Source organism: Kribbella sp. NBC_01505 (assembly GCF_045040285.1).
Taxonomy (GTDB): Bacteria; Actinomycetota; Actinomycetes; order Propionibacteriales; family Kribbellaceae; genus Kribbella.
This window is the reverse complement of the sequence record NZ_CP109425.1, coordinates 6,073,549-6,095,735: the sequence shown is the minus strand read 5'-3', so window position 1 is coordinate 6,095,735 and position 22,187 is coordinate 6,073,549. Positions and strand designations below refer to the sequence as shown.

Below are 22,187 nucleotides of genomic sequence, written 5' to 3'. Positions count from 1 at the left end.
GTTTGCCCTGTCTGCGGGGATCTACTGCCGCTGGGTGACAGTGGGTCCCCGCAAACCTGGATCCGCGGAGCGATCGCTCGCCTTTGTGGAATCTCGTTGTCGCTGGGCGCACGTTTAGTTCCACAAAGGCGGATTCGCCCGCCTCCGGCGGCCGCTGATGGCCGGCATGTCCTGGCATAGGGGGTGGAATGGCCTTCAAACACTTGAATTTCGTGAGCAATATGGTGATTTCGGGCGCATTTACGAGGATGCGGCGACTCGGTATCGCTCCGTTATTGCCTCGGGTGGTTACCGCCTGGTAGGAACGTCCATCAGCTTCGTACTGAACGGTAGTTCAAGTACGTGAATCTTGGATTTTCCGGAGGGGGTCCCGGAGTCCGACAGTGAGGTGGAGGACTCAATGCAGCGCAGTACCTTGCTATGCGGTGCTCTGCTGGCCGTGGTCGCGGGTCTGTTGTGTCTGGTCGGGGAAGCTCTCGGTCTGGACACGCAGCACGTGGCACTGGTCGGCGGGGCCCTGGGGGGTGTGGTGGGGCTGGTGCAGGAACGAACCCCGACCCAGCGAGCGATCGGGTTCCTGATCGGGTTGTTCGTGGCGTGGCTCGGGTTCGCCGTGCGGGCGCTCTACCTGCCTGACGCGGCTTCCGGGCGCGCGATCGCGGCGGTCGCCGTGGTCGCGGTGTGCGTGGTGTTCGCGGCGGGTTCGGGGAACCGGATTCCGTTGTGGACCTTGCTGCTCGGCGCGGCCGCGATGGTGGCCGTGTACGAGGAGAGCTACACGGCGGACAGTCCGGCGTTCCTGGCGCAATCGCCTTCCGCGGCGACCGGCGTACTGCTCGCGGCCGGGATCGGGTTCCTGGCGACCTCGCTCCAGTGGCCGGGCCGAGCACCGGCCACCGCTCGGACCGAGGCTCCGCCCGCGGACGACGCGCCGGATCCCGTTCCCGCGAACGAGGCGCCGACCCGCGAGTTCGCCGTACCCCAGTCCGTTGGCAACGAAGGAGAACGTCCGTGACCGCCCGCCGGATCACCCGGGGACTGGCCGCCGTCATCGCCGTCCCGACCGTGTTCGTCCTGACCACCTCCCCCGCGCTGGCCACCGTGGCCGCCGACCCGGTGACGGTCACCAACACCGAGACCGTGCAGGCTCGCCTCGACCCGAGCGGAAAGGTCGACAGCGCGCGCATCTACGAGCAGCTGGCCCTTACTGGCAAGGGAAACGTGAAGCTGACCAACCCGGTCTCGACCAAGGGCCTGCGCAACCTGGACACCTGGGGCGGCTACTCGGTCAAGGACGGCAGGATGGCCGTCAACACGACCGTGGACGGCGAGCAACGCCTGCGGACCGTGAGCGACTTCGACAAGAAGAACCTCCCGATCAAGGTCGCGGTCACGTACACGCTGAACGGCAAGCAGCTCAAGAAGCCCGGCGACGTCGTCGGCAAAAAGGGCCGGCTCGAAGCCCACTACGTCGTCGAGAACACCTCGGCACGCTCCGAGCCGATCACCATCACCGACGGCTATGGCAAACAGGTCACCGAGCAGGCCGACGTCGTCATCCCGATGGTCGGGCAACTGACGACGATCCTGCCGCCCGAGTTCGGCAACGTCTCGTCCAACGAGGCGAACAAAGCAGGCGACGGCAAGGGCGGCACCAAACTCAGCTTCACGGTCACCCTCTTCCCGCCAGTAGGCGCCGCCACCGCCGAGTTCGGCTGGTCCGCCCAGGTAAAGGACGCCATCGTCCCCGAAGCCGAACTAACCGCCCTCCCCGTCAGCCCGTTGGACAGCCCGACCTTCAAGACAGCGGTCAGCGGCTACCAGAGCGGCGCGGAGAAGGGCACCGACCTCGTCGAGGGCGGCACCACCCTCGACACCAACCTGATCAAACTCCGCGACGGCTCCCAAAAACTCCTCAGCGGCCTGCTGCAACTGAACTCAGGCGCCAAGACGTTGAACGAGGGACTCGCTGACAAGATCGCTCCCGGCGCGAACAAGGTCTCGTCAAGCATGGCCCAACTGGCTGGAGGCCTGGGAGAGCTGGACACCGGCGCCTCCTTGCTACGCACCAAGACCGGTGAAGCCGCCGCTGGCGCCAACAAGCTGAACGCGGGCGCGGGCAAGCTCGCTGCCGGTGCCGGAAAGGTCGCCGACGGCCTGAACCAGGCGACCGGCAAGGCACCTGCCCTGATCGACGGGCTCAAGAAGGTCAGCGGCGGTCTGCAAAGTGTCGAGGACGGCTTGAACCAGATGTACGGCGGTGTCGGCCAACTGCCCGCTAAGGCGCAGGCCCTGCACACCGGTATCGGACAGCTCCGCGCCGGTATCGGTACGGTCAACTCCGAGGGGACGCTGCTCGGCGGACTGGACAGCCTCCGGAAGTCGCTGGCTGCTTCAGGTCCGGGCATCGACAAGATGCGGGGCGGAGTGCACTGCGCCTCCGACGCGCTCAAGGCTGTCAGCAACGGCAAGCCGGTCGGCACCTACAGCGAGGCCTGCTACGGCGCCGCAGCCGCACAGCTGAACGGTCCGGCCGGAGCGTTGAACGTCGGACCGGAGACCAACCCGGTCAAGAAGATGATCCTGGACGCACTAATTCCTCAGCTGGGTTCGATCGGTGACCCGGTTCCTGACTTGGACAAGCCGCTTCCGGACTCCGCCACTCTGCAGGTTGCCCTCGGCTACCTCAAGGGCCGGTTGACGGAACGCGCCGTGCCAGGCCTCACGAAGCTGGAGTGCGGGGTGGACGGCAGTCTTCCCGCGTGCCCGAGGGACAAGAAGGGGAAGATCATTCCTGGTCTGGTCCAGGGGCTCGGCGCTGTGGACGCCGGCGTCTCCACGCTGGTCTCCGGAGTCGTCAGCTCGGTCCAGGGCGGGATCGGCCGTGCGAAGGACACCCCGGCCTCGAAGACCCTGCGCGGCGGGGTCAACGGCTTGCAAGGCGGCGTCGCGCAGATTCAGACGGGTGGCCAAACGCTGCTCTCCGGGCTTAACCAGCTGTCGGACGGCGCGGACCAACTCGACTCCGGTGCGGGCGCTCTTGCCAATGGCACCGGACAGTTGGGCAACGGCCTCGGCCTGCTTTCGGGCGGCACTGGGAAGTTGGCTGATGGGGTTGGGAAGGCTCGGGATGGGTCTGATCAGCTGGCTACTGGGTCCAAGGATCTGGCTACTGGGATCGGGTCCGCGGCGGAGGGGTCGGGGAAGTTGGCTGACGGGCTGACTTCGGCGGCTGAGGGAGCGCCGGAGATTCCGGCGGGAGCTGGGCGGCTCTCTACCGAAGGTGCTCAGGTGCTGCGCAAGAACGGTGCCGATACTGCGCTGGACTTTGGGCGGCGGTATGGGATGTTGGCGGCGGGCGCTCAGCGGGCCAAGGCGGAGGCTATGCCGTTCGGGGCTCCGGAGGGGGCGGCTGGGGCTACGGCTTACTCGTTGAAGTTGGCGGGGGCGACTGGTGAGGGTGGGCGGAGCTGGATCCGGTTGTTGGCCGGGTTGGCGCTGTTCGGGGTGGCGATCGGGGCGACGAGTGTGATTCGCCGGCGCGCTGCTCGGTAAACGCAGGCTGAGGACCAGGTCGCGGTACCGGCCACGACCTGGTCCTCGATACTTCGGTGCATGGTTGAGGTCGGGGTTGTGGGGGCCGGGCGGGTCGGGATGCCGGTGGCTCGGCGGTTGGTCGAGGGTGGGTACGGCGTTCGCGTGTTCGAGGTCCGCGACGAGCTGGAGCAATCGGTACGGCGGATGGGCGCGCGCTGGGGTGGCGCGGTCGCCGAGGTCGACGTACTGCTCACTGTGTTGCCGGGGAGTCCGGAGCTGCGGGCGGCAATGCCCGGGCTACTGGCGGAGCTGAGAGCCGGTACGGCGTGGATCGATCTGACGAGTGCATCGACGGAGCTCGGGCGGGAGCTGGCGGCTGCGGCGAGTGCGCACGGGGTCGACTATCTGGAGGCTCCGCTCGGCGGCGGGCCGGAGGCGGCAGAGAGCGGGGCGTTGACCGTCTATGCCGGTGGTGAGCGGGAGACGTTCGATCGGCTGCGGCCGGTGCTCGAAACGTTCGCTGCGAAGCTCAACTACCTGGGTCCACACGGCAATGGCTATCTGACCAAGCTCCTGATCAACCTGCTGTGGTTCAACCAGGCTGTCGCATTAGGCGAGGTGTTGCGGCTGGCGCGTGCGGGCGGGCTTGATCCGGCTCGGCTTCACGAGACGTTGCTCAACGGCCCGTCCGACTCGGCCTTCGTGCGTGACGTGCTGCCGTCATACCTGGCCGGGGACAACCTTGCGACGTTCGGAATGGACCGCATCGTTGAAGAGTTGGAGTCAATAGAGCAGTTCGCCCGGGCGAACGACGTACCGGCCACAGTCACGGGATCGACGGCGGCGCTGTATCGGGAAGCCCTCGATCACTTCGGGCCTGTCGCGGGAGAGCTGCTGGCCATGCGATATGCAGCAGAGGGAGAGCGATGAGTACCGATCTGAAGCTCGAGGCGGTCGTGGTTCCGGTCACCGATGTCGATCGGACGAAGGAGTTCTACAGCGGCCTGGGGTGGCGGCTGGATGCGGACTTCGCCTTTGACAACGGGTTCCGGATCGTTCAGTTCACACCCCCGGGCTCGCCGGCTTCAGTGCAGTTCGGGGTGCAGGTCACGACAGCCGTGCCCGGTACGGCGCAAGGCCTGTACCTGGTCGTGGACGACATCGAGGCGGCACGCGATGAGCTGAGCAAACTGGTCGACGTGAGCGAGGTCTTCCACCCCGGCGCACCGGGCGCACAGTTCGAACAAGGCATCGCGAACCGGGCGGCCGGACGGGATGAGAACGGCGGCAGCTACGGATCGTTCGCCACTTTCCAGGACCCGGACGGCAACACCTGGCTGCTCCAGGAAGTCACGACCAGGCTGCCCGGCCGCGTCAACCCCGCGGCGACGACGTACGAGTCGGCCGACGATCTCGCCCGGGCCTTGCAGCGCGCAGCCGCCGCACACGGTGAGCACGAGAAGCGCCACGGCGGCGAGTACGACGAGCAGTGGCCGGCCTGGTACGCGTCGTACATGGTTGCCGAGCGCAACGGCCAGGAACTGCCCGAATAGCTCAGCCGAGCGCTGCCCTCAGGTCAGCATGCTCAGTGCAACCCGGTGGGCAACTCTCCTACCTGGCCCGGAATCGCAAGCGTGCCCGAACGCACAGGAGAGTTGCCCGCAACTACCCCGCTAGCCTTCGAGCGCGGCGCGGAGCATGTCCTCGCGGGGGACGACCTTGATCCGCTCGCGGCCGTGCGGCTCGCCGAGGGCGATCTCGTGGGCGTCGAGGCGGGACCACGCGTCGTGGTCGATGACGGTCGCGCCGTTCGCCCGCAGGTGCTCGAGGATCGCGTCCGGGTCGGAGACCTCGGGCCGCGGCAGGGTGTCGAGGTCGGCGAGCAGACTGACGATCGTCTCGGCCGCGTCCGACTTGGTGTGACCGATCAGACCGATCGGGCCGCGCTTGATCCAGCCGGTGACGTACATGCCCTCCAGCGGTACGCCGTCCAGGTCCAGAACGCGACCGCGATCGTTGGTGATGACGCCGGCCTGGTGGTCGAACGGAAGCTCCGGCAGGTGCGACGACAGGTACCCGACGGCGCGGTAGACGGCCTGCACCGGCGTATCGACGTACTCACCCGTGCCGCGAGCGGTCCCGTCGCCCTGGAGTTGCGTCTTCTCGGTGCGCAGCGCCTCGACGCGATCGGTGCCGAGCACCTCGACCGGCGCGTGGCAGAGGTGGATGTGGATGCGGTGCGCCTTGCCGGTCGGCTCTGCCTCGAGGTGCTTCAGGAGTGTGTCGACGACGAGTCGCGTGCTCTTGCTGGAACTGATCGCGGCCTGGCTGGCCTCATCGATCTCGAAGCCCTCGGGGTGCACGATGACCTCGACCGACGGTGAGTGCGACAGCTCGCGCAGCTCCATCGGCGTGAACTTGATCTGCGCCGGGCCGCGCCGCGCGAAGACGTGGATATCCGTTGCCTGGTTGAGCTTCAGGCCCTGGTACACATTGTCGGCGATCTCGGTGACGAGCTGCTCGTCGGCCGGCTTGGCCAGCATCCGCGCGATGTCGAGCGCCACGTTCCCAGCACCCAGTACGGCGACCTCACGCGCCTCGAGCGGCCATTCCCGCGGTACGTCGGGATGTCCGGCGTACCAGCTGACGAAGTCCGCGGCACCGTAGTTGCCGGGCAGGTCGACACCGGGGATGTCCAGCGGCCGGTCGGTGATCGCACCGGTCGCGAAGATGACCGCGTCGTAGTGCCGCCGCAGGTCGTCCAGCTTCAGGTCGACGCCGTAGGTGACGTTGCCGATGAACCGGATCCGCTCGTGCTTCAGCACCCGGTGCAGGGCCTTGATGATCTCTTTGATCCGCGGATGGTCCGGCGCGACGCCGTACCGGACCAGGCCGAACGGCGCGGGGAGCCGCTCGATCAGGTCCACCTGGGCGGTGGGGTGCTCCTTGGTCACGATGTCGGCGGCGTAGATACCGGCTGGTCCGGCACCGATGACGGCGATGCGGAGATCCTTCACAACAAACGCTCCAATGAGTTAGGTAATCCTAACTTTAACGAACGTTCTGGCGGATCCTTGACGCGTATCGAACCTTGAGACTGAATTCACAAGCTCAGGAGCAGCATTGCACATAGCTGCAAAAGACTGTCCGCCGGACCCTGTGAGATGAAACTCTGCCACCAGACATCCGCTCACTGTCTGGGGGACTACCACCACATGATCCGCCATCTGGCCGCCGTCGCGACGGCCGCCGCCCTCATCGCCACCGCCGCTCCCACCGCGCAGGCCGCGACCACCGGTCCGACGACGACCTGCACCAACAAGATTGTCCTCAAACTTCCCGACGACTCCCTGCCCGGCTCCAGCCAGGCCACCACCGCCGATCCGTCCGGCCGCTACATCCTCGGCGCGGCCAACCGGCCGGGCAGCATGCACGGTTGGCCGGTGCTCTGGGTCGACGGCGAACCACGCTGGCTCGGCCTGCCGAACGGCAGCGAATCGTCCGCGACCTCCGTGGTCGAGGGCGGCTTCGTCCAGGGCTCCACGTACGTCGACGACGGCGAGCAGTACTGGATCTACTCGATCCAGTCCGACTCGTACCAGATCCTGAAGAACACCAGCGACGTCCGGATCTCGTACCTGACCCGCATGAACAAGCGCCACGACATCACCGGGGTCGCCTGGGACAAGGCGTTCGAACACCGCATCCCGTTCATCTGGCCGGCCGGCGGCCAGCCGCGCCTGCTCCCGGTGCCGTCCCAGTCCGACACCCAGTACGTCGACGACCTCTCCGACCAGGGCCGGGTCATCGCACGGGTCGCCGCCTCCGACACCAGCGACTACACCAGCTACGTCTGGGAGTCCTGGAACCAGCAGCCGATCAAGCTCTCCGGCGTCCACCAGGAGTCCGTCTGGGCGCGCGACATCGAAGGCAACTGGATCGGCGGCGGTGAGACCGACGGCGAAGACGTCACCGGTCTGCTGTGGAACGACCAGAGCTCGCGGATCCAGCAACTGGAGGAGGGCGTGATCGACCTGAACACCTCGATCGACGCCGTCACCGCCGGCGCCTTCGGACCCTTCGGCGATTACCCGTCGATGATCATCCGCAGCGACGGCGCCAAGATCACGTTCCCGGAAGGCACCCTCCTGCAGCACATCTTCGAGCGCGGCAGCCAGTACACCGCCGCCGGCTACAGCGTCGCCACCGGCGAGACGGTGCCGGTCGTCTTCGCCTGCTGACACCCGAGTGCCCCGAGGTCACCCCCTCGGGGCACTTTTTCGGCTCTGATAGATTATGGCCATCATCTTAAATTCGTGATGGAGGACATCGGCATGGAACTCAGTGGCGCGGTAGCAGTGGTGACCGGAAGCAACCGGGGGCTCGGGCGGGAGCTGGCGACACAGCTGGTGGCGCGTGGAGCCAAGGTGTACGGCGCGGCGCGGCGACCCGAGACGGTCGACCTGCCGGGCGTCGTACCGCTGAAGCTCGACGTGACGGATCCGGAGTCGGTCCTGGAGGCGGCGCGGGTCGCGAGTGACGCGACCCTGCTGATCAACAACGCCGGGGTGTCCACGCACACCGCGCTGGTGAGCGGCGACTGGGACAACATCCAGCTGGAGCTCGACACCCACCTGGTCGGCCCGCTGCGGCTCGTCCGCGCGTTCGCGCCGGTGATCGAGGCGAACGGCGGCGGTGGTGTGCTGAACGTCGGCTCGGTGCTGTCGTGGGTTCACCACCTCGAGGCGTACGCCGCCTACAGCACCGCGAAGGCGGCTGCGTGGGCGATGACCAACGCGGTGCGCGCCGAGCTGGCTCCGCGCGGTATCGCGGTCAGCTCGCTGCACGTCGGGTACATGGACACCGACATGGCCGACTACGTCGAGCCGGACCAGAAGACCGACCCGGCCGGCGTCGCCAAGCAGGCCCTCGACGGTGTCGCCGCCGGTGCGGACGAGATCCTCGCCGACGACTTCACCCGCGAAACCAGGAGCAGCATCTTCCAGTAGTAGGTTCGAGGCCGGTCGGCAGCGGCCGGTAGCAGAGGAGGGCCAGATGGGTCGGGCATCACGAGCCGATGCGGCACAGCACCGGGAAGAGGTCGTGCACGCGACTTCGCGGCTGTTGCGCGAGCGCGGCAGCGCGGGGATCAGCGTGCAGGACGTGATGTCGGCCGCCGGGCTCACCCACGGCGGGTTCTACAAGCACTTCGCGTCGAAGGACGAGCTGATGGGTATCGCCGCCGGCGAGGCCTTCGACGAGGTGCTGGTCCGGATGGCCCCGATGAACCGGGACGAGGTCGTGCAGGACTACCTGTCCGTCGCGCACCGCGATGATCCGGGCAACGGCTGCGCGTGTACGGCGCTGGCTCCCGACGCGGCTCAGGCCGACATCGGGAGTCCGCTGCGCACGGCGTACGGGGAAGGTCTGGAGAAGACGCTCGGCGCCTTCGCCGGGATGGAGGAGTCGACCGACTCCGCCGAAGCCCGGCGCAAGGCCGTGCTCGATCTGGCCACGCTGGTCGGGGCGGTCACGCTCGCCCGGGCGGCCGGCCAGACCGCGCTGTCGGAAGAGATCCTCGCGACAGTCCTCGACGAGCTGACCTAGTCGAGGTGGAACCCGAGAGCCTTGGCGGCTCGGGTGGGAACGGGGTCGGCCCAGTTGGCGCTGTAGTTCTCGATCGTGCAGAGCGAGCGGGTCTCGAGTTTGTCCACGTAGACCGTGCCGCGCAGGTGGTCGGTCTCGTGCTGGACGATGCGCGCCTGCCAGCCCTCGAAGGTCTTGCGGTGGGTCTCGCCGGCCGGGTCGACGTACTTGGCGTCGACGGCGAAGTAGCGGTTCACCACGGCCGTGTAGCCGGGCATGCTCAGGCAGCCCTCGAAGAAACCGACCCGCCGGTGTCCGGCCGAGCGGTAGGTCGGGTTGATCGCGGCGAAGAACTCCAGCTTGTAGCGGTGCCGTGCTTCGGCGATCTCGGGCGCGACCGTGGCCGGATCCTCCAGCACGGCGATCTGCACCGGTACGCCGATCTGCGGAGCCGCCAGGCCGACACCGGGAGCCGCGCGGTTCGTGCGCTGCATCAGCGCGATGAAGTCGGCCAGCACATTGTCGTCCACCTGCCCGTCGAACGGCTCCGCGACGTTGCGCAGGACGGCGTCCCCGAGCGACACGATCGGCGCCACACCACCGTCGCCGTACTTCTCGACGAGCTCTTCGATCTGGTCCTTCACGGCGCGCGCATCGTTCATCGGGTGGTTGCCAACTCCTGAGGCTGTCTGGACAGAACCGGCCAACGGCAAGGCCGCGGCACCGGTGAGCAAGGTACGCCGGGTCAATGCCATACGCACCATTATGTGGCGAGCGGGAGGTGCAGGTCGAAGGAGGCACCACCGAGTGGGGACGTACGGGCGGTCAGGGTGCCTCCGTGCGCCTGCGCCAGGTCGCGGGCGATGGCGAGGCCGAGACCGGCACCGCCTTCGTCGCGGCTGCGCGCGTCGTCGAGGCGGACGAAGCGCTCGAAGATCCGGTCCCGGTCGCCCTCCGGTACGCCGGGGCCGTCGTCCTGCACCTGGATGACCGCCTCACCTCCGGTCGAGCTGACGACGACCCGAACCTGCCGGCCGGTATGGCGTTCGGCGTTGTCCAGCAGGTTGCCGAGAATCCGGGTCAGCCGGTTTTTGTTGCCTAGGACAACCGGTTCGGCGTCGAGGACCATCGTGGCGCGGCGGCCGTCGATGGCGTCGCGAACCAGATCGGAGACGTGGATGCGTTCCGGGTCGGGATGGTCGCCGGCGTCGAGGCGGGCGAGCAGCAGCAGGTCTGCCGCCAGATGCTGAAGGCGGACGGTGTCGGCGATCAGCTCGTCGAGCTCGAGCAGCTCGGGGTGGGCGGCAGCGACTTCGAGCTGGGTCCGCAGCGAGGCGATCGGGCTGCGGAGCTCGTGCGACGCGTCCGCGACGAAACCGCGTTGCTGGGCGACCGAGGCCTCCAAGGCGGTCAACGTGTCGTTCGTCGTCCGGGCGAGGCGGGCGACCTCGTCGTGGGACTCGGGCACGGGGACGCGTCGGCGCAGGTCGCGGGCAGCGGTGATGCCGGCGAGCTCGGAGCGGATCGCCTCGACCGGCGCCAGCGCGCGACGCGTCACCATCCAGGTGACCAAGGCAACGACCGCGAGCAGCAACGGCAGACCGATCAGCATCGACCGGCTCACCGTCGAGACCGCGTCCCGGGCCGTGGCGAGCTCCGCGCCGGCCATCACCTTCACCTCACCACCACCCGCCGGCAAGGTCACCTTCAGCGTAGCGAACCGGTACGCCGCGCTCCGCCGGTCGATCGTCGCCGTACCGGTCGAGTACTCGGCGTCCCCGTCAGCGACCCGCCCGGGCTGCGGCGCAGGCGTCTCGTCATCATCCGGATCGTCTCCCCCGCGCCCGCGGCCGCTGTCGTCGTCATCACCGTCATCATCGGTAGGTGTTGACGTCGGCGTCGGCGTCGGTTTCGGTGTGGTTGCCGGTTTCGGAGCGGGCGAACTCCACGCCAGCAGCAGGCCGTTGATCTCTTCCAGCTTCTCGCTCGCGGCGAGCCTCTTGCCGTTGGCATCGGTGATGATGACCGGCCGCTCGTCATCCAGGTCGAGCTTGGCGATCGGCGTACCGCCGGCCAACTGGCTCGCCAACTGTTGGGCGGTGACCTCGGCCTGAAGCTGAGCCTGGCTGGCGAGGTTCGCGCGCAGCAGGAGGACGACGGCGAGGCCGGCGATGACCAGGGCCACCGCGACCACCGCCGTGGCGGCGACCGTCGTGCGGGTCCGGAGCGAGCCGCGCATGTCAGCCGCCGTCCCGCGCCAGCCGGTAGCCCGACCCGCGCACGGTGGTGATCGCCTTGCGGCCGAACGGTGCGTCCAGCTTGCGGCGCAGCGCGCTGACGTAGACCTCGATGATGTTCGGATCACCGTCGTACGCCGCGTCCCAGACGTGGTCGAGGATCTGCGTCTTCGACACCACCTGACCCGCGTTCGTGGCGAGATGCTCCAGTACGGCGTACTCCTTCGCGGTCAGCTCGATCTCGTCCGAACCGCGGAACACCCGGTGCGCGGCCGGCTCGACCCGCAGGTCGCCGAGCTCGATCACCGGCGCCGCACCGCGGGTCCGGCGGCGCAGGAGCGCGCGGATCCGAGCCAGCAGGACGACGTACGAGAAGGGTTTGGTCAGGTAGTCGTCGGCGCCGGTGTCGAGTCCCTCGGCCTCGTCGTACTCGCCGTCCTTCGCGGTCAGCATCAGCACCGGCGTCTCGTCACCGGCCGCGCGCAGGTCGGCGCAGACCCGGTAGCCGTTGCGGCCGGGCAGCATGATGTCGAGCAGGATCAGGTCGTACTCACCGCTCAGGGCACGGTCGAGCCCGGTGAGTCCGTCGTACGCGACGTCCACCACGAATCCCTCGGCGACCAGCCCTTTCGCGAGCGAATTGGCCAGCCGTTTCTCGTCCTCGACGATCAGCAACCGCATGCCCACAGCCTGACAGACCCACCTGAAGCCCGCTTCAGGTTGCTTCAGGACCGCTTCAGGCAGGGTCGGCACTGTGGTGGTCGTCAAGGAGTTCCCCGATCGAAAGGTTGCCTGATGAAGCGCCTCGCACTGACCCTGACCGCCGCCGCCGTCATCGCCACCGGAGGCGTCGCCACCGCGTACGCCGTCCAGTCCGACGACAAGCCGGCCACCAGCCCGACCGCCGGCCCGTCGAGCGCGAACCCGTCGGCGGGCAGCTCCACCGGCGTACCGACCGGATCGCTGACCGCCGCGAAGGCGGCCGAGCAGGCTGTGAAGGACGTCCCCGGTGGTGTCGTGACCGATGTCGACTGGGACGACAACAAGTGGGAGCTGGACGTGCACGGCACGGCCGGGTGGCGTGAGCTGAGCTACGACGCCAACGGCAAGCTCCTGTCGAACCGCGCCGACAACCACTCGGATGACAGTGGCAACGACAGCGCCGACGACCGCAACGACGACCACGGTGGCGACCGCTCGGGTCACGACGACCACGACGACAACTGACCGCCCGCCGTACCTGAAGATCCCCCCTCCCGCGAGCCGGCCGAGCCCCTTCGGCCGGCTCGTAAGGGCTCGTGAATGGCTCGTACGGCGAGACGCCGCCGCGCCCAGCGGCCGGAGCGGATAACGTTTGCCCTGTGTTCGACCGGCCCGAGTCTGCACTGCGCATCGTCGCCCGGTCCCGTTTCTACCGCGCGGCGTTCCTGTCGTTGCTGATCGCCGGCATCGGCATGTCGGCCGCGACTCCCCAGCTCACGCTCTTCCTGGTCCGCGACCTCGGTACGCCGCTGCCCGTGGCCGGGCTCTACTACGTCACCAACCTCGCCGCCCCGATCGCCGGGTATCTGCTCGGCCGGCTCTCCGACCGCAGCCACGACCGCCTCCGCCTGCTCCGGATCTGCGCCCTCGTCGGCACCGCCGGCTGGCTCGCGATGGCGTCCACGAACGCGGTCTGGCAGCCCTTCGTGATCAGTGTCGTGGTGCTCAGCATCGGCGGCGGCTCGATGGCCCAGCTCTTCGCCGCCTGCCGCGACGAGCTCACCCGCAACCCGACCCGGGCCGACAACCGGGTCGTCGCCACCGTCCGGATGGGCTTCACGGTCGGCTGGATCCTCGGCCCGGTCCTCGGCAGCTGGTACGGCGGCCAGTTCGGCCTCCGCTCGCTGCTCGTCGCGACCGCGATCTGTGTCTTCGCGCAGATCATCCCGTTCGGTCGCCAGCGCATCGAGCGCTACCAGGCCGTGAGCGCGACGGTCCGGGCGCCGGGTAAGCGCGAGATCACCCACATGCTGCCGCTGCTGGCGTTCACCGCGGTCTGCGTCCTCGCGATGACCGGCGACACGATCAAGTTCGGCTACCTCCCGATCTACATGGCCGACGAACTCCACCTGTCCGACGGGGTCCGCGGCGCGGTCATCGGCATCCAGCCCCTGGTCGAGCTGCTCCTACTCCCCGTGGTCGCCCGGCTCGCCGACCGGTTCGGTGGACTGCCGGTGATGACGGGCGGCGTCGTACTCGGCCTGTCCGGCAACCTCGCCTTCGCCACCAGCACCGGCGTCGGCATGCTCTTCCTCGGCCAGATCCTGACCGCCGGTCTCTGGGCCTGCGTCGCCGCGATCGGCGTCTCGATCGCCCAGGACCTCTACCCCGAAGGCGTCGGCACGGCGTCCGGCGTCTTCCTCGGCGCCATCCCGGTCGGCTCCGCCATCGGCGGCGCGATCGGCGGCATCGGCGTCGCCGCGATCGGCCTCCCCCAAGTCTTCTTCGTCCCCGCCGCCCTCACCACCATCGCCGTCGTCGGCTTCGTCATCCTCAGCATGCGGACCCGACCAAAGCCCTGAGGGCGTCGTACGACGGACTACCCACGGCCGCGGTGAGGACCATCAGGCGCTGCGCCGGGCCATCGGGGCTGGTCCAGAGATCGCAGTCGAGGGTCAGCCGGCCGACCGTCGGATGGTCGTAGTGCTTGGTGCCGTAGTTGCCGGTGCTGACGTGGTGTTCGGCCCACCAGGTGCGGAAGTCCGCGTCCTGGACCGACAGGTCGCCGACGAGTTGCGCGAGCTCGGGGTCGCCCGGGTCGGCGACAGCCTCCATCCGCAGTGCGGCGACAGCCTCGCGCGCATCGTGTTGCCACTCCGCATGCAGTCCACGGATCGCGGGATGGTCGAACAGCAGCCGGATGTAGTTGCGTCGAGCAACTGGCAGTCGGCCGAAGTCGGCGTACAGGGCAACGGCCGCGGAGTTCCAGGCCAGGATGTCGAGACGCTTGCCCAGAACAACAGCCGGCGTCTCGGTGAGCTGGCTGAGCAGCCGCATCATCGCGGGGCGGACCTTCTGCACCGGACGGCGGCGCCGCGGGCGGGCGTCGTTCTTCCCGGCGACGGCGTACAGGTAGGTCTGCTGATCCTCGTCGAGCCGCAGCGCACGGGCCAGCGTGGCGAGGACCGCGGCGGAGGCCTGGACGCGGCCCTGCTCCAGGCGGGTGTAGTAGTCGACGCTGATCGCGGCCAGCTGCGCGACCTCCTCGCGGCGCAGGCCGTCGACCTTGCGATGCGGAGTCGGCGGCAGGCCGACGTCCTGCGGGCGGAGGGCAGCCCGCCGCGCGGTCAGGAAGGTGCCGAGGTCGTCGGTGCTCATGGCCCCATTCTGTTCCCCGGACCAGGGTGTGTGGGAGGGAAGGATCCTTCCCAGGAACGAACCTGCGGCTTTTGACCAAGGTGGCCCCGAGCGAGCGTAGGGATATCACCTCAGAACGGAGACGCTCGATGAGCAAGCTCGATGTGAGCTTCGACAGCAACGGCATCACCCTCGCAGGCCATCTGTACCGGCCGAACGCCGAGGGACCGCACCCGGCGATCGTCGTCGGGCACCCAGGAAGCGGCGTCAAGGAACAGGCCGCCGGACTCTATGCCCGGCTGCTGTCCGAGGCCGGGTACGTGACCTTGGCCTTCGACGCGGCCTACCAAGGCGAGAGCGGCGGCAAGCCGCGTGGTCTCGAGGATCCGGCCCAGCGGACCGAGGACCTCAAAGCCGCAGTCTCGTACCTGACCACCCAGGACTTCGTGGACACCGGCCAGATCAATGCCCTGGGCATCTGTGCATCCGGCGGCTACGCCTTGGCCGCTACCGCGACGGATCACCGCATTCAGCGGCTCGCCACTGTCAGCGGCACCGACATCACCCGCGTGTTCCGGTACGGCGCCGACGGGACCCAGGACCCGGCCGCCTTCCAGGGCCTTCTCGACCAAGCCGCGGCAGCCCGCGGCGGCGGCTCGGAGGACCTCGTCCTCTTCCCGGACACCATCGAACAGGCTCGTGCGCTCGGTGGCGAGCACGGCGCCGAAGGCTTCGACTACTACCGAACCCCACGGGCCGAACACCCGCGATCCGCGCAGACGTTCCCCTGGATCAGCATCGACCGGATGGCCACCTTCGACGCGTTGGCCGCCGTACCGCTGATCGGTTCCCGACCGGTGCTGATGGTCGCCGGCACCCGCGCGGTGACGGCGTGGATGAGCGTCGAGGCGTTCCAGCGGGTGGTCGGCCCGAAGGAGTTCCACTGGGTCGAGGGCGCGAGCCACGTCGATCTCTACGACAAGCTCCAGTACGTCGAACCCACCGTGGCCAAGCTGTCCACCTTCTTCCGCACCACGGTCTGAGTACCGACGAACGGGTAGTACTCCCCGTCCTGCAGCACCCGCAGGCTCAGGCCCGCTCTCGCAACGCGGTCAAACCGCACCACTACCCGTCCGTCCGTACCCTCCTCCCGCGACCCCGTCGGCCGCCCCCAATCCCGCCCTCCCCTGTCCCGAGGCACCCCCCACTTCAAGGGATATCCACCGATCCGAGGGGTTGCCCACTGGAATTCCCGATGGGCAACCCCCCATGCGAAGGGCGAACCACCGCGACAGGGGGTTGCCCCAGCCAGACGGGAGGTTGCCCCAAGTCGGACGGGAGGTTGCCCCAGCCAGACGGGGGGCTGCCCAGTCGGACGGGAGGTTGCCCCAGCCGGACGGGAGGTTGCCCCAGCCAGACGGGGGGCTGCCCAGTCGGACGGGAGGTTGCCCCAGCCGGACGGGAGGTTGCCCCAGCCAGACGGGGGGCTGCCCAGTCGGACGGGAGGTTGCCCCAGTCAGACGGGGGGCTGCCCCAGTCGGGCGGGAGGTTGCCCCAGTCGGGCGGGGGGTTGCCCACTGGGATAGGGGGTTGCCCACTGGGAGGTTCGATGGGCAACCCCTCGGACGAGGGGATATCCAGGGAGTTGGGGGCGCCGAAGGGGCAGGGTGGGTGGGCCTAATGGACCTGGTGGGGTGGGTGGACGAATCGTAGATTGAGGGGCCGAGGCGAGGGGGTTGCCGTGTTGGGGTTGGCGATTGCGGTGGCGTGGTTGGGGTTCGTGCTGCACAACGTGGCGGACCTTCCCGGGCAGACCTTGCTCAGCCCGGAGACCCTCTACCCCTCACTCGTGTACGTCGCCCTGATCGGCGTACTGCGCTGGTCCGCCTGGCCGCTGTTCGGCTGGGCAGTCCTGAACGCCATCGGCGGCGGCATCCTAAGCGTCCTCCCCCTACCCTTCCTCCCCTTCGACCCCGACCAGACCTTCAACCACTACTCGTTCCACCTCATCTACGCAGCCACCCAACTCCCCCTAGCCCTACTCGCCTACCGAACCGCCCGCCCCACCCAACCTCACCAACCTTGAGCCCCCACCAACCATCCGCGAGCCCCGGAAACAACTGGCCGGTGCACAAAGCCGAGCCACACGCCCAAAGAGCAGCCCACCCACCCCTAAGCAGCCGGGCCACCCTTGGGCACGAACGGCGACTTTGAGAACCCACCAACCATCCGCGAGCCCCAGAAACGACTGGCCGGTGCACAAAGTCGAGCCACGCACCCAAAGAACAGCCCACCCACCCCTAAGCAGCCGACCCACCCTTGGACAGTCGGCCCACCTTTGGGCAGCCGGCCCACCTTTGGGCACGAACGGCGACTTTGGGAACCCACCAACCATCCGCGAGCCCCGGAAACGACTGGCCGGTGCACAAAGCCGAGCCACGCACCCAAAGAGCAGCCCACCCACCCCAAAGCAGCCGACCCACCCTTGAGCAGCCAGCCCACCCTTGGGCACGAACGGCGACTTTGGGAACCCACCAACCATCCGCGAGCCCCAGAAACGACTGGCCGGTGCACAAAGTCGAGCCACGCGCCCAAAGAGCAGCCCACCCACCCCTAAGCAGCCGACCCACCCTTGGACAGTCGGGCCACCTTTGGGCACGAACGGCGACTTTGGGAACCCACCAACCATCCGCGGGCCTCGGAAACGACTGGTGGGTGCACAAAGTTGAGGCATGCGCCCAAAGAGCAGCCGGCGCACCTTTGGGCGCGCGGGACGACTTTGGGCGGGAGGGGCGACTTTGGGTGCGGGGGAGGCGATTGGGGGTGAGGGAGGCGATTGGGGGTGAGGGAGGCGGTGGTGGGGTCAGGCGTTGTAGCCGCCGTGGGCGTCCAGGACGGCGCCGGTGACGTAGCTGGCGGTGGGGCCGGCCAGGAAGGCGATCGCGGCGGCGATCTCGTCGGGGTGGCCGACGCGTTGGATGGAGAGGCCGGAGAGCAGGATCTTGAGGACCTCGGGGTCGGGGGCCATACCGCTCTCCATCAGGCCGGCTTCGACGACGTTGGCGGTGATGCCGCGGGGGCCTAGGTCGCGGGCGACGCCGAGCGTGTAGCGCTCGATTCCGGACTTGGTCGCGGAGTAGTCGGCCAGGCCGGGAACGCCGACGCGGGTGCCGAGGCCGGAGCTGATGGTGATGATCCGGCCGTTGTCGCGGAGCACCTTGGCCGCGGCGCGGATGACGGCGATCACGCCGAGGTAGTTGATCGCGTGCATCCGGTCGAGGGCCGCGGTGTCCACGTCCGGGTCGTCGACCGTGCGACCTTGCTCGACGGAGATCGCCGCGTTGTTGACCAGGATGTCGAGCCCGCCGTACGCCGCGACCACCTGGTCGATGAGGACCGGCGCCTGACTGGTGTCGGCGTGGTCGACCTGGAACGCGACCGCCTTCGCCCCGAGCGCCTGCACCTCGTCGACCACGGCTCCTGCCTGGTCCGCGGAACTCACATAGGTGAACGCGACATCCGCGCCCTGCCCGGCCAGCAACCGGACCGTCGAGGCACCCAGCCCGCGGGATCCTCCGGTGACCAGTGCGACCTTGCCCGCCAACGCCTTACTCATAGCCAGCTCCTCTGTCGTAAGCAAAATTCTGTCGTAACAATCATGGTTACTTCAAACCCAAGGTAACATACTTAGTTACGACGACAAGGAGCAGTGATGAGCGCCAACAGCAGACTGACCATCGCGGCCCACACGCTGGCCTGGATCGGTCTCTACCAGCGCCAGGGCCACGAAGTCGCGACCTCTGAGCAGATCGCCAGCAGCGCGAACACGAACCCGGTCGTGATCCGCCGCCTGCTCGGTGAGCTCCGCGAAGCCGGCCTCGTCGAGGCCCGCCGCGGCGTCGGCGCCGGCTGGTCACTCACCCGCGACCTCACCAAGATGACCTTGCTCGACGTGTACGACGCGATCGAGCCTGGCCCGCTGTTCGCCCTGCACCGCGCCACCCCCGACGAGGGATGCGTGATCGGCCACGGCATCCAGCCCGCCCTGCAGGACGTCTACGCCGGCATCGAGTGCACTGTCCGCACCGAGCTGAGCAAGACGACGCTCGAGGACGTCCTCACAGCGGTCTTGGCAGTCCCCCGCTAGCCGACGCCCCGGGATCGATCAGCCGGGCGCCGGCTCTCGCATGTGCGACTCTTTTGTCATGGTGGACGAGTCGGCCCAGATCCGATACCGGTTGGTCCAGGGCCTGATGATCGCGGCGGGCGTGCTCTACTGCAGTCTGCTGCTGGAACTGGCGGCGGGTTTCCCGATCAGTCTGCGCAACTCGATGCTCAGTGACCTCGGGGCGCTGGACCAACCCACCAGTCTGTACGCGCGGGGGATGGATCTGACCTCCGGGATCCTGCTGGTTGTGGCGGCCGTGCTCGCACGCTCGGCCGCTCGGATCCACCGCCAGGTCGCGGCACTTCTGATCAGCGCCGCGCTCCTGGGTATCGGGACGATGTTCACCGTCTTCCTGCCACTGGACTGCGCGCCTTCGTTGAGCCGGGCCTGCCTGGAGTCGGAGAACGGTGGCCGGGCCGGCTTCGCGTTACTCCTCCATGCCACGTTCTCGACCGTCGCCGGAGTCGGATGCGTCTCGATGGCGGTCTGCGTGCTCCTCATTCTTCGACGCACAGGCCTGGGCGGACGGCGGAGCCTGATCGCCGCCGCCATGGCCGGTGCGACCCTGGTCACTCAGATCTGGCTGGTCATCGCGATCGGCCTCCAGGACCTGAAGGGCGATGACGCCCATCAGCCCGGGATCATCCAGCGGGTGTCGGTGGTGCTGGTTTGTCTGATGATGGCGACGGTGGCGCCTGGTCTGAAGCAGGCCCTGACGCGATCGGAGTCTCTTCAGCCGGTGGGTCGATCCCGCTGACGAGGATCGGCCGAGCCTCGAGTCGAAGCCGACGACGTCGAAGAAACTCCAGTACGCCGACCACGACCAGCAGCAGGCCGAGTCCACCAGCCCCGACCAGCAGCCCGAGGCGCAGCCCGGCCGGGTGGTAGACGCACGACACCGAACTGGCAGTCCGGCCCACCGGCATCGCCATCAGGCCGGCCATCTGGGTGGGCTTGCGGAAGGCTCCGTTGTCGACCTGGCAGCGCCAGCCCGGCGACCGGACAGTGCTCATCACGACCAGTCCGCGAGTCTGCGGCTTGAGCTTGACGTCGATGCTGTGACCGCCGACATGGGTCTCGGTCGGCTGGCTCTGCCGAAGCGTGGCGACCGCAGCGTCGAGCTTGCCTCGGTCCAGGCATCCGATCGCACGGTCCGGCAGCACGGTCGTCTCACGCACCCGCAGCGTCACATCGACCACGCCACTGGGCCCTGCTGTGCTGACCCGGCGTACCGGTGCACCGCGGAAGATCCCCGGCACCTTCGGCCCCTGGGTGAGGCTGATCGTCCAGGTCCGTCCATCGACGAGCACATCACCGACGAACTCGGGCCCGTCCAGATAGACCTCGGAGCCAGGCTGGCACCGGGCAGTCAATCGGAACTCGCCCGCCCGCTTCAGATCCGGCGGCTCGGCGATCACCAGCGCACCCGGTCGCCTGTCGCTGACCGTCACGGCGGAGCCCTTGGCGACGTACGCGCGCAGCTTCGGCGTCTCGTAGACCGACGCTCCGAGCGCGGTCTCCTGCAGACCGAACGCCCCACTCAGCCCCGAGACCCACGGGTGTAACGGGCGGACCGAGACGAACGGTCCGACCTGGCTGCGCGTCAGCTGCAGCTTGCCCTTGGAGTCGAGCGTCACCCGCCCGCCCATCGCGAAGACGGAGTCGACCACCGGGTTCACCGGGTCGACGAAGGACCGGCCGAACGCCGAGTACCCGAAACCGAGGTTGATCAGCTCCTGGGAGAGCTCGTCCGGAATCGTCGAGCTGTAGTACTCCGACCCCTCACCGCCGATCAGCATCGGATCGTTGATGGTCGTGAACGCCCCCGGCGACACCCGCTGCCGCGGCCAGTCGTTGGCCCCCAGCACCAGCGTCCGGGCGGTCTCCTGCTGAGTGGACCAGGAATGTCCGATGTAGAACTTCTTGCCCCGCTGCGCCTCGATCGCGTACGCCGACGCGCCCGACTCGACGAGCACCGCGGCGATGATCACGCCGGCGGCGATCCGCAGTACCGTCTTCGTCGGCTTCCGCCGGGTGAAGAACCACGCGAGAATCACCACCAACGCCACCACCGGTACGGCGACCACCGTGACCGCGGTCGAGGTCCAGTTGTTCCACGCGAGGGCATACAACGCCGCGAGGAAAACCGCCGGTACGGCGACGGTCGACACCCGCTGGATCCCCGCGGACACCGACATCCAGCCGGCGATCACCATCAGCCCGGCGATCACGAAGGCCTGCCGGAACGGGTTGCCGTTCGGCGAGTCGAAGCCGTGCCAGATCTCGTGGGTGATCCTGATCTGCATGCTGACGAGCGCCAGCAGCAGGGCGACCGACCAGACGATCCGCTCCCGCAGTGCGATCTTCCAGTTGAAGGGGAAGCTCAGCGCGAGCAGCAGCATCAGGGTGCCGATGGCCAGGCCGGGCGTCTTCCCGACGCCCTCACTGCCCGGCAGCAGGCGGCCGAAGAAGTACAGCCAGCCGATCGGATGGAAGATCTCGTCCGGGCTCGGCCGCGCGTAGCCGACCGCTCTGAAGGTCGGCACCAGCAGCGGCGCGGCGAGCGCGATCCCGATCACGACCGCGAGCAACGAGCGCACCGCGCCGCCCATCCGGCGCCGCCAGTCGCCACCGTCGGGATCGCTCAGGACCCGCGCGATCACGACGATCGCCGCGCCGAGGCTGGCCATGTAGACGGTGTAGAAGTGCGAGTACCAGAAGAGGGCGATCACGAACGGCGAGACGATCATCGACGGCAGCGAGCGCGATCGCCAGATCCACTCACAGAGCAGGCAGATCACCGGGAACGCGATCAGGCCGTAGAGCCAGCCGGTCATGTAGCCGCCGTCGTCGAGCGCCCACCCGCAGGTGGCGTACGAGACCCCGGCGAGCCCGGCCATCCAGACCGGGCCACTCGGACGAAGCTTCCGCAGGTACGCCGTCATCGCGGCCGCGGCCGCCGCGATCGCGATCACCGCGATCACGTACAGCGCGAGGTCGATCTTGTCCCGCGGGAACAGCAGCACGATCCACGACAGCCCGGCCCCGTTGTAGGCCATGAAGTCGCCCAGGTAGGGAACGCCGTACCCGCTGGACCAGTTGAAGAAGAAGTCGCCCGGCGCGGCCCCGGTCATCAGGTCGCGCAGATGGGCGTGCATCGGGATGAACTGCTGGCCGAGATCGAGGATGTTGCGCGGTTTCGGTCCGTACGGATAGCTGCCGCGGATGATCCCGCCGGCGATGTAAGCGAGCGCGGCGGCGAGCGCCGCCGCCGGTACTGCCAACCACTCGCGCCCTCGGCCCTGGGCTGCCGCCATCAG

General features: G+C 68.3%; 20 protein-coding genes. 13 read left to right on the top strand and 7 right to left on the bottom strand.

The features are described 5' to 3' along the window. The first annotated feature begins 400 nt into the window (after nt 1-400). The 4 genes from OG474_RS28780 to OG474_RS28765 are packed head-to-tail and all read left to right on the top strand — an operon-like array spanning nt 401 to nt 5,090. Nucleotides 401-1,015 (top strand): hypothetical protein, encoded by a 615-nt coding sequence (locus OG474_RS28780; protein WP_405056715.1) that lies wholly within the window; start codon nt 401-403, stop codon nt 1,013-1,015. Then, nucleotides 1,012-3,555, top strand: a complete 2,544-nt coding sequence (locus tag OG474_RS28775; protein WP_405056714.1) for a hypothetical protein — start codon at nt 1,012-1,014, stop codon at nt 3,553-3,555. Before OG474_RS28780 ends, OG474_RS28775 begins: the two co-directional genes overlap by 4 nt. Nucleotides 3,556-3,615: 60 nt before the next feature. Continuing rightward, nucleotides 3,616-4,467: an NAD(P)-dependent oxidoreductase gene (locus OG474_RS28770; protein WP_405056713.1), complete on the top strand. Its 852-nt coding sequence runs from the start codon at nt 3,616-3,618 to the stop codon at nt 4,465-4,467. After that, nucleotides 4,464-5,090 carry a VOC family protein gene (locus OG474_RS28765; RefSeq protein ID WP_405056712.1) on the top strand — a complete coding sequence of 209 codons (627 nt, stop codon included), beginning with the start codon at nt 4,464-4,466 and terminating at the stop codon, nt 5,088-5,090. The genes OG474_RS28770 and OG474_RS28765 overlap by 4 nt, the downstream gene beginning before the upstream one ends. A 120-nt stretch (nt 5,091-5,210) precedes the next feature. Here the strand turns inward: OG474_RS28765 and OG474_RS28760 are convergent, their stop codons facing one another. After that, on the bottom strand, nt 5,211-6,554 hold the full coding sequence (locus OG474_RS28760; protein ID WP_405056711.1) for an FAD-dependent oxidoreductase: 1,344 nt from the start codon (nt 6,552-6,554) through the stop codon (nt 5,211-5,213). 198 nt (nt 6,555-6,752) lie between these two features. Here OG474_RS28760 and OG474_RS28755 point away from each other — a divergent pair, with 198 nt between their 5' ends. From OG474_RS28755 to OG474_RS28745, 3 genes are all read left to right on the top strand, one after another. After that, complete coding sequence (locus OG474_RS28755) at nt 6,753-7,778, top strand: hypothetical protein (protein WP_405056710.1); 1,026 nt, start codon at nt 6,753-6,755, stop codon at nt 7,776-7,778. Between the two features lie 78 nt (nt 7,779-7,856). Further along, nucleotides 7,857-8,546 carry an SDR family oxidoreductase gene (locus OG474_RS28750; RefSeq protein ID WP_405064626.1) on the top strand — a complete coding sequence of 230 codons (690 nt, stop codon included), beginning with the start codon at nt 7,857-7,859 and terminating at the stop codon, nt 8,544-8,546. Nucleotides 8,547-8,592: 46 nt separating this feature from the next. Then, on the top strand, nt 8,593-9,144 hold the full coding sequence (locus tag OG474_RS28745; protein ID WP_405056709.1) for a TetR family transcriptional regulator: 552 nt from the start codon (nt 8,593-8,595) through the stop codon (nt 9,142-9,144). Here OG474_RS28745 and OG474_RS28740 read toward each other — a convergent pair. From OG474_RS28740 to OG474_RS28730, 3 genes are all read right to left on the bottom strand, one after another. Then, nucleotides 9,141-9,878 (bottom strand): peptide deformylase, encoded by a 738-nt coding sequence (locus OG474_RS28740; RefSeq protein ID WP_405056708.1) that lies wholly within the window; start codon nt 9,876-9,878, stop codon nt 9,141-9,143. The genes OG474_RS28745 and OG474_RS28740 overlap by 4 nt on opposite strands. 8 nt (nt 9,879-9,886) lie before the next feature. Next, nucleotides 9,887-10,684, bottom strand: a complete 798-nt coding sequence (locus OG474_RS28735) for a sensor histidine kinase (protein ID WP_405064625.1) — start codon at nt 10,682-10,684, stop codon at nt 9,887-9,889. A 679-nt stretch (nt 10,685-11,363) separates the two neighbouring features. Next, complete coding sequence (locus tag OG474_RS28730) at nt 11,364-12,041, bottom strand: winged helix-turn-helix domain-containing protein (protein ID WP_405056707.1); 678 nt, start codon at nt 12,039-12,041, stop codon at nt 11,364-11,366. Nucleotides 12,042-12,155: 114 nt separating this feature from the next. Between OG474_RS28730 and OG474_RS28725 the strand changes: the two genes are divergently transcribed. Both OG474_RS28725 and OG474_RS28720 read left to right on the top strand, forming a co-directional pair. Further along, on the top strand, nt 12,156-12,587 hold the full coding sequence (locus OG474_RS28725; RefSeq protein ID WP_405056706.1) for a hypothetical protein: 432 nt from the start codon (nt 12,156-12,158) through the stop codon (nt 12,585-12,587). 134 nt (nt 12,588-12,721) lie between these two features. After that, complete coding sequence (locus OG474_RS28720; RefSeq protein ID WP_405056705.1) at nt 12,722-13,924, top strand: MFS transporter; 1,203 nt, start codon at nt 12,722-12,724, stop codon at nt 13,922-13,924. Here the strand turns inward: OG474_RS28720 and OG474_RS28715 are convergent. Next, nucleotides 13,896-14,720: a helix-turn-helix domain-containing protein gene (locus tag OG474_RS28715; protein WP_405056704.1), complete on the bottom strand. Its 825-nt coding sequence runs from the start codon at nt 14,718-14,720 to the stop codon at nt 13,896-13,898. The two genes, OG474_RS28720 and OG474_RS28715, sit on opposite strands and share 29 nt — an antisense overlap. 128 nt (nt 14,721-14,848) lie before the next feature. On the opposite strand from OG474_RS28715, the gene OG474_RS28710 reads away from it, so the two are divergent. Together OG474_RS28710 and OG474_RS28705 are read left to right on the top strand one after the other, a co-directional pair. Next, nucleotides 14,849-15,742 carry an alpha/beta hydrolase gene (locus OG474_RS28710; RefSeq protein WP_405056703.1) on the top strand — a complete coding sequence of 298 codons (894 nt, stop codon included), beginning with the start codon at nt 14,849-14,851 and terminating at the stop codon, nt 15,740-15,742. Between the two features lie 707 nt (nt 15,743-16,449). Next, entirely contained in the window at nt 16,450-16,785 is a 336-nt protein-coding gene (locus OG474_RS28705; protein ID WP_405056702.1) for a hypothetical protein, read from the top strand. 777 nt (nt 16,786-17,562) lie between these two features. Here the strand turns inward: OG474_RS28705 and OG474_RS28700 are convergent. Continuing rightward, nucleotides 17,563-18,315 (bottom strand): SDR family NAD(P)-dependent oxidoreductase, encoded by a 753-nt coding sequence (locus OG474_RS28700; RefSeq protein WP_405056701.1) that lies wholly within the window; start codon nt 18,313-18,315, stop codon nt 17,563-17,565. Between the two features lie 96 nt (nt 18,316-18,411). Between OG474_RS28700 and OG474_RS28695 the strand changes: the two genes are divergently transcribed. Together OG474_RS28695 and OG474_RS28690 are read left to right on the top strand one after the other, a co-directional pair. Next, entirely contained in the window at nt 18,412-18,846 is a 435-nt protein-coding gene (locus OG474_RS28695) for an Rrf2 family transcriptional regulator (RefSeq protein WP_405056700.1), read from the top strand. A 58-nt stretch (nt 18,847-18,904) separates the two neighbouring features. Further along, a complete protein-coding gene (locus OG474_RS28690) occupies nt 18,905-19,624 on the top strand; it encodes a DUF998 domain-containing protein (RefSeq protein ID WP_405056699.1) in 720 nt (239 codons plus the stop codon). On the opposite strand, the gene OG474_RS28685 is transcribed toward OG474_RS28690, so the two are convergent. Next, nucleotides 19,509-22,184, bottom strand: a complete 2,676-nt coding sequence (locus OG474_RS28685) for a YfhO family protein (RefSeq protein WP_405056698.1) — start codon at nt 22,182-22,184, stop codon at nt 19,509-19,511. The genes OG474_RS28690 and OG474_RS28685 overlap by 116 nt on opposite strands. Between the last annotated feature and the right edge of the window lie 3 nt (nt 22,185-22,187).